Source organism: Kitasatospora sp. NPDC054768 (genome assembly GCF_053612025.1).
Map to the genome: position 1 here is coordinate 1 of NZ_JBSHBN010000279.1, position 6,339 is coordinate 6,339.

Consider the following 6,339-nt stretch of genomic DNA (forward strand, 5'->3'; position numbering starts at 1 on the left):
TGGATGCCGGCCGGCGGTGGACGGGTGTCGGCTGCTGGCGGACAGAAGTCGGCTGACAACTTTCAGCGAACAGATTTTGAAATCTGTTCGCTGAAAGTTGTCGTCTGTTCGCGCGCCTCGGCCGCCCCCGTGGCCGCCTCCTCCTGCGGCCGTTCGCCGGCCAGGGGCGGGATGCCGCGCGGGGCGGCGACGGCGCGCCACCACAGGCGCAGGGCGGGCGGGGCGGCGGGCTCGAAGGGCTTGCCGGGACGGGGCACGGCGAGCCGGGCGCCGAGCGCCTGGGCCGCGGTGACCACCCGCTCGGCCGGCTCGTCCCAGGGGTGCAGCGCGAGGTTGAAGGTGCACCAGTGGATCGGCAGCAGCAGTTCGCCGCCCACGTCCAGGTGCGCCCGCACGCCCTCCTCGGGGGTCATGTGCACCTCGGGCCAGAACTCGCTGTACGCGCCGACCTGCATCATCGTCGCGTCGAACGGGCCGAGCCGGCGGCCGATCTCGGCGAAGCCGGGGAAGTAGCCGGTGTCCCCGCTGTGGAAGATCCGCCGCCCGCCACCGGCGACCACCCAGGACGCCCACAGGAACAGCGTGCTGGTGCGCGGTCCCCGGCTGCAGTAGTGCCGGGCCGGCGTGGCGGTCAGCGTCAGCCCGGCGACCTCGGCCGACTCCCACCAGTCCAGTTCGACGATCCGTGCGGCCGGTACGCCCCAGTGCTCCAGGTGCGCCCCGACCCCGAGCGGGACGGCGAACACCGCACCCGTCCCGATCAGCGCCCGGACGGTGCCCATGTCGAGGTGGTCGTAGTGGTCGTGGGAGACCACCACCACGTCCACCGGCCCGAGTTCGGACAGCGGCAGCGGCACCGGGTGCAGCCGCTTGGGGCCGGTCCAGGAGAAGGGGGAGCAGCGCTCGCCCCAGACCGGGTCGAGCAGGACCCGCCGTCCGCCGATCTCGGCCAGGACCGTGGCGTGCCCCAGCCAGGTCAGCCGCAGCCCGGACTCCGGCGGCGCGGCGAGGTCGCCCGGGAGCAGCCGGTGCACCGGCACGGCGGCGGTCGGCGCGCGGCGGGTCTTGTCCCCGGCCAGCTGGGCGCGGGTGATCTCCAGCGGGCTGCGCTCGTACACCAGGCGGCGGGTGGGCACCGGGTTGCGGAAGGCGCCGTCGGCGAACTGCGGGGACCGGCGGATGCGGGCCAGCCGCTCGCCCCGGGGCTCGGCGCCGAAGGCGTCGGTCCGGATCCGGTGCCAGGCGGCCCGGGGCAGTCCGGCCAGCCCGGGGACGGCGCGCTCGGCGGCGGGGTCGGCGGACGGCGGGGCGAACAGTGCGGACAGACCGGCGAGGCGGGAGAACCACGGGGCGGGGCGGGGCACGGCTCCTCCAGGGACGGTCACGGCTACCGGGCGGGCCGGGGCGCGCAGCGCAGTGGCGGGTGGGGCTGCTGCGATACGACAACCATCTCGTCGGAGATTACTCGCCATGGGCCGTCCGGACCTGGTGGAGAGCCCGGCGCGGTCCAATCGGCGTACCCGGGAGGGCGGCGCGGGCCGGTGCCCGGGCGCCGCCCCGCGCTCGCCCCCGGGGGGACTTTCTCGGCCCCGACCCCGGCCCGGTGACGGCCCGGGCCCCGGTCCGGGTCAGGCGTAGAAGCGGGTGATCGTCTCCGCGACGCAGTGCGGCTTGGCGCTCCGCTCGCTGGTCACGGTGAACCGCACCACCGCCTGGATCCCGCCCGGCACCTCGGTGGCCGAGAGCAGCTCGGCGGTGGCCCGGATCGCCGTGCCCACCGGCACCGGCGCCGGGAACCGCACCTTGTCGGAGCCGTAGTTCAGCGCCATCCGCACGCCCTCGACGGCATAGCACTCCTTCGCCAGCACCGGGATCATCGACTGGGTCAGGTAGCCGTGCGCGATGGTCGAGCCGAACTGGCTCTCCTTGGCCCGCTCCGGGTCCACGTGGATCCACTGGTGGTCACCGGTCGCCTCGGCGAACAGGTCGATCCGCCGCTGCTCGATGGTGTGCCACTGACTGGTGCCCAGCTCGGTGCCGACGGCGGCGGTCAGCTCGGCGAGGGAGGCGAAGGTCGTCACGGTGCGCTCCTGGTGGGGACGGGCCCGGGGAGGGGTCAGGACGCCGGAAGCGTATGCCTACCCACCGGTATCTGTCAGGAGCCGAACGGAAAACCGGTGTTCACGGGCCCGGCGCTCACCGGCCCGGCGCTCACCGGCCCGTTGCTCGGCTGCCGGCGCGTCCGGCGCCCCGGGACGCCCGGCCCGGTCGGGAACAGCCGGCGGCCGCTGACCAGTTCCGGGACCAGCGCGACGAACAGCGGCTCCGGATCGCCCACCCACGGCCGCAGACCGGACCGCAGCACCCGTCTGACCTGCTCGGGATCGCTCACCACGTCGGCCCGCCCGTGCACCAGGACGCTCCACCCGGTGCGGGTGACCGGGTCCAGCAGATCCGCCTGGAAGGCCACCACCGTGCCGTCAAGCCCGCGCGCGGTGGCACTTCCCCGGCGTACGGCGAGCACCAGCCGCCCGTCCAGGACCTCGAAGGAGACCGGCAGGACGGCCGGCAGCGCGTGCTCGGTGTACACCACGCGCCCGACGGGCACGGTGCTGAGCAGCCGCAGGCACTCGGCCTCGCTCAGGGTCTCCACACGGTCCTCACGCTCCATGCGTCCGATCGTCCTCGGTCGGTGCGCGCACCGATAGGGCCCATGGTCCCTGAGCGGACGGGTCGGGAGCCCCGTCGGCGACCGTTCGGGGCGGTAGCCTGCCCGGCGGGTGGAGAAATGGTGCAGGAGGGGGACGGCCGGATGGCGGGCGGGGTCGATCTGGTGGTGATCGGGGCGGACGGCGGGCCCGACCGGGCCTTCGGGGGTGCGGCGCTCGCGGCGGACGGCGCCCGGCTGCTCGCCGACGTGCTGCCCGGGATGTGCTTCGACACCGGCGCGGCCGGCTGCCGGGTCACCACGGTGCCGCCGGACGCGGACGCCAACGCGATGCTCACCGCCGTCCGGGACGCCGCCCAGCACCCCGGCCGCTGGCTGCTGGTCTGCCTGGTCGGCCAGCTGGTGGTCGATCCGCGCGGGCGCCGGCTGGCCCTGGTCACCGCCGGCAGCACCGCCGACAACGCCTACCGCCGGGGCCTGGCCTGGGACTGGGTGGTCAGTGCGATGGTGCACGGGGACCAGGAGGAGGCGCTGCTGCTGGTCGACGCGGTGGTCGACCGCGACGCCTGGGCGGCGCTGGAGCGCGGCGAGGACGGCGCGGGCGAACTGCTGAGCTACTCAAGGGTTCCGCTGTGGGGCCGGATCGGCCGCCACTCCCCGGGCAGCCGCTACGCCCCGGGCAGACGCGGCCGGGACGCCGTCCTGCCGGGCGGGGAGGGCTCGTTCAGCCGGGCCCTGACCGCCGTCCTGCGCCAGGGCGTCCCGGGTGCCCCCGCGGCCGTCGCCCCGCTCGATCTCCAGCCGGCCGTGGCCGCGCTGACGGACGGTGGGGAAGCGTCCGGTAGTTCGGGTGCGCCTGGCGCGCGCCTGCTCGTTCCGCCGCACGCCGGGCGGCTCCTGATGCGCAATCGGGCCGCGGTTCGGGGCGCATTGGCCGGATTGTCGCTTTCCGAGGAACTGTTGGCCGTTCTGTGGCGGGAAAGCGCCCCGACGGAACCTCCTTCCGCGTAAGGTCAGGGGGCCTGAGGTGTTGCCGTGATGGGGTGGGTTGGCGAAGAATCGATCCCCAGCGGAAACACCGGTGGGACGGCGGAATTCTCCTGGCGGCCGTGGATCACTGATCAGGTCGGTCGCAACGAGGTGGGGCCATGCGGCAGCGCGGAAATGTGTTGCGCCCTGGGGCGGTTGGAGTCGGTGGGGCGGTTCTGGTGTTGCTGCTCGGTGCTTGTGCGAGCGGTGGTGCGGGCGGTTCCGTCGATCGCATCGGGTCGGCCGCGCCCACTGTCGCGGGAGTGGACCCGCTCACTCCTTCGGGTGGTTCGGTAAACGGCTCGATCGCGCCGACCAGCGGTCCGGAAGGGGCCATGGGACGGCTGGCCCTGAAGACCTATCAGGACTGGTGGCAGGCCCAGGCCCAGGTCTTCGGACGTTCGGATTCGGACGGTTACGCACTTGAGCAGTACTCTTCCGGGCGCGCCCTGTCCGACAGCCTGGTCGGCCTCCGGCAACTGCGCGACGCCAAAGTGGTGATGACCGGGACGCCGCGCAATTCCGCGGTGGTCAAGGCCATTGATCTGAAAGCCGATCCGCAGACCGCCGTGATCGAGGACTGCGTCGACCTGTCCGGCTGGCACCGCGTCGACGCCGTCACCGGGGCCGCCAAGGATCCCGGAGCACGTCTGAACCGGTACGTCGGAACCGCTTCCCTGCGCTGGTTCCAGGCACATTGGTTGATCTACGACTTCAAACGGGAGGTGGACCGGACATGCTGAACGCGCGGAAACCGGCCCGGCGAATCGCGATCGCCGCGTCGATGTCGGCCGGGTTGCTGCTGACCTCGGCGGTCAACGCGACCGCGGACGAACCGCCGAGCGGCGGCGCCGAGCAGTGCTACCCGAACGTCATCTGCATAGACGTCAATTCCGGCGGATCGACCACGTCGCCCGGCGGACCGAAGCCCGGCGGTGGCGGCGGTTCGGACACCGGCCCGCAGCTGTGCAGCTACCACGAGGTCGCGTGGGCCTGCCACGACCCCCAGCTGGGCTGGTTCAACAGCGACAAGGGGTGCTACTTCCGCGCCCTGGACAACCCGCCGCCCGCGGGCGACCCGGCGTGGGACGGCCACGACCCGAAGGACGGCTCCCTCTACACCAAGGTCTGTCCGCAGACCGACGGCGGCCAGGGCGGCGCCGAGATCGTCTTCGAGGCCACCGCACCGGGCGGGCAGAACGTCAACGCGGAGGCCATGGCCATCCAGCGGGCCTACGACCAGGTCCGCTTCCGGCCGCCGCTGGGCCGCGCCGCGCCGCAGACCACGGCGGTGGTCAACGCCCCGGTCTGGCTCTGGGCGGACGACGCCGCGCTGCCCGCACCGGGCAGCGCGTCGGTCGGGGGCATCTCGGTCACCGTCACGCCCCGGCTGTTGAAGGCGGACTGGAGCTTCGGCGCCCACCTCCAGACCTCCTGCACCACGACCGGAACGCCGTACGACCCCAAGTACGGCGACGCGAAGTCCCCGGACTGCGGCTACGAGTTCAGGACCAGCTCGGCCGGTGAGAAGAACAGCGTTTTCAGCGCCACGGTGACGATGCACTGGGAGGCCGCGGTGGTGGTCACCGGAGGGCCGAACCCGCGGAAGTTCACGATCCCGGGCATCAACCAGAGCAGCAAGCCCTTCGAGCTCAGGGTCGCCGAGATGCAGGTGCTCAACTGAGCGCGGTCCGGCGACCGAGCTCCGGTGATCACCCGCAAGTGATCGCCCGCAAGTGACCGCACACAAGTGACCGTGCCGGTACGGCGATTCGCACACCGACCAGCCGGACGAGCCAGAGACGAACGAGGGAAGGGCGGAACCCGGTGGAGAACCGTACGTTCGCGACGCCGGGATCCGGCACCTCCGCGGGCGCGGCGGCGTCCGTGGCGCTCCCGGAGCAGCCGGAGCAGACAGGTCCGGGCAAGGGCCGGGGCCGGGCGGCGCCGCACGCGCCCGGGCGGACCATGGGGGCGCGCCGGCGGCGCCCGGCGGTGCTGGCGATGGCGGTCGCGCTGATCGCGGCTGGCGGGCTGGGCGGGGCCGTGCTCTACAACAGCACCGGCCAGCGGGTCGCGGTGCTGGCGCTGGCCCGGGACGTGCCGTGGGGGCAGGTGATCACCGAGGACGACCTGGTGGTCGCCCGGATCGCGGGGGACCCGGCGCTGCGCCCGGTGTCGGCCCAGGACCGCGCGAAGGCGGTCGGCATGCGGGCCGCGACCGACCTCAAGCGCGGTGCGATGCTCACCGGTTCCGACCTCGCGCAGGGCCTGTCGGTGCAGCCCGGGCAGATCGTGGTCGGGGTGTCGGCCAAGCGCACCCAGCTGCCCGCCAGCCGGCTCCAGCCCGGTGTGCAGCTGGTCGTCGTCTTCACCCCCGACAACGGCCGGGCCGACTCGCTGCCGGCCACGGTGATCACCGTCGGCCGGGTGGACACCGACGGCAGCCAGGTGATCGACGTGGCGGTCGGTACCGCGGACGGGCCCCGGCTGGCGCAGTGGGTGGCGAGCGGGCGGATCCAGGTGCTGCTCGCGCCGCGCGGTGCGGCGGGTGCCCCCGGCGGCGGCACCGCGCCGGTCCCGGCGCCGAGCGGTGCCCCCTCGGCCGCCCCCACCGCACCCGGGGGCGCGGCGCCCGGGGC

The 6,339-nt window shown here is 73.9% G+C and carries 7 protein-coding genes; 4 read left to right on the plus strand and 3 right to left on the minus strand.

Annotated features, from left to right (window positions below; genetic code table 11):
* Positions 1–62: 62 nt before the first annotated feature.
* From ACWGKU_RS39980 to ACWGKU_RS39990, 3 genes are all read right to left on the minus strand, one after another.
* Positions 63–1,265: an MBL fold metallo-hydrolase gene (locus tag ACWGKU_RS39980; protein ID WP_452177491.1), complete on the minus strand. Its 1,203-nt coding sequence runs from the start codon at positions 1,263–1,265 to the stop codon at positions 63–65.
* Positions 1,266–1,628: 363 nt separating this feature from the next.
* On the minus strand, positions 1,629–2,081 hold the full coding sequence (locus tag ACWGKU_RS39985) for a MaoC family dehydratase (protein WP_359913279.1): 453 nt from the start codon (positions 2,079–2,081) through the stop codon (positions 1,629–1,631).
* A gap of 74 nt (positions 2,082–2,155) precedes the next feature.
* Positions 2,156–2,671: a pyridoxamine 5'-phosphate oxidase family protein gene (locus ACWGKU_RS39990; RefSeq protein WP_452177479.1), complete on the minus strand. Its 516-nt coding sequence runs from the start codon at positions 2,669–2,671 to the stop codon at positions 2,156–2,158.
* A 117-nt stretch (positions 2,672–2,788) separates the two neighbouring features.
* Between ACWGKU_RS39990 and ACWGKU_RS39995 the strand changes: the two genes are divergently transcribed.
* The 4 genes from ACWGKU_RS39995 to ACWGKU_RS40010 form a co-directional block, all read left to right on the plus strand.
* On the plus strand, positions 2,789–3,679 hold the full coding sequence (locus ACWGKU_RS39995) for a hypothetical protein (RefSeq protein WP_401053785.1): 891 nt from the start codon (positions 2,789–2,791) through the stop codon (positions 3,677–3,679).
* Positions 3,680–3,960: 281 nt separating this feature from the next.
* Positions 3,961–4,440, plus strand: coding sequence for a hypothetical protein (locus tag ACWGKU_RS40000; RefSeq protein WP_452177480.1), 480 nt, complete (start codon positions 3,961–3,963; stop codon positions 4,438–4,440).
* Positions 4,434–5,381, plus strand: coding sequence for a hypothetical protein (locus ACWGKU_RS40005; RefSeq protein WP_452177481.1), 948 nt, complete (start codon positions 4,434–4,436; stop codon positions 5,379–5,381). Before ACWGKU_RS40000 ends, ACWGKU_RS40005 begins: the two co-directional genes overlap by 7 nt.
* A gap of 143 nt (positions 5,382–5,524) precedes the next feature.
* The coding region (locus tag ACWGKU_RS40010) for an SAF domain-containing protein (protein ID WP_452191803.1) at positions 5,525–6,339 on the plus strand (815 nt) is incomplete at its 3' end.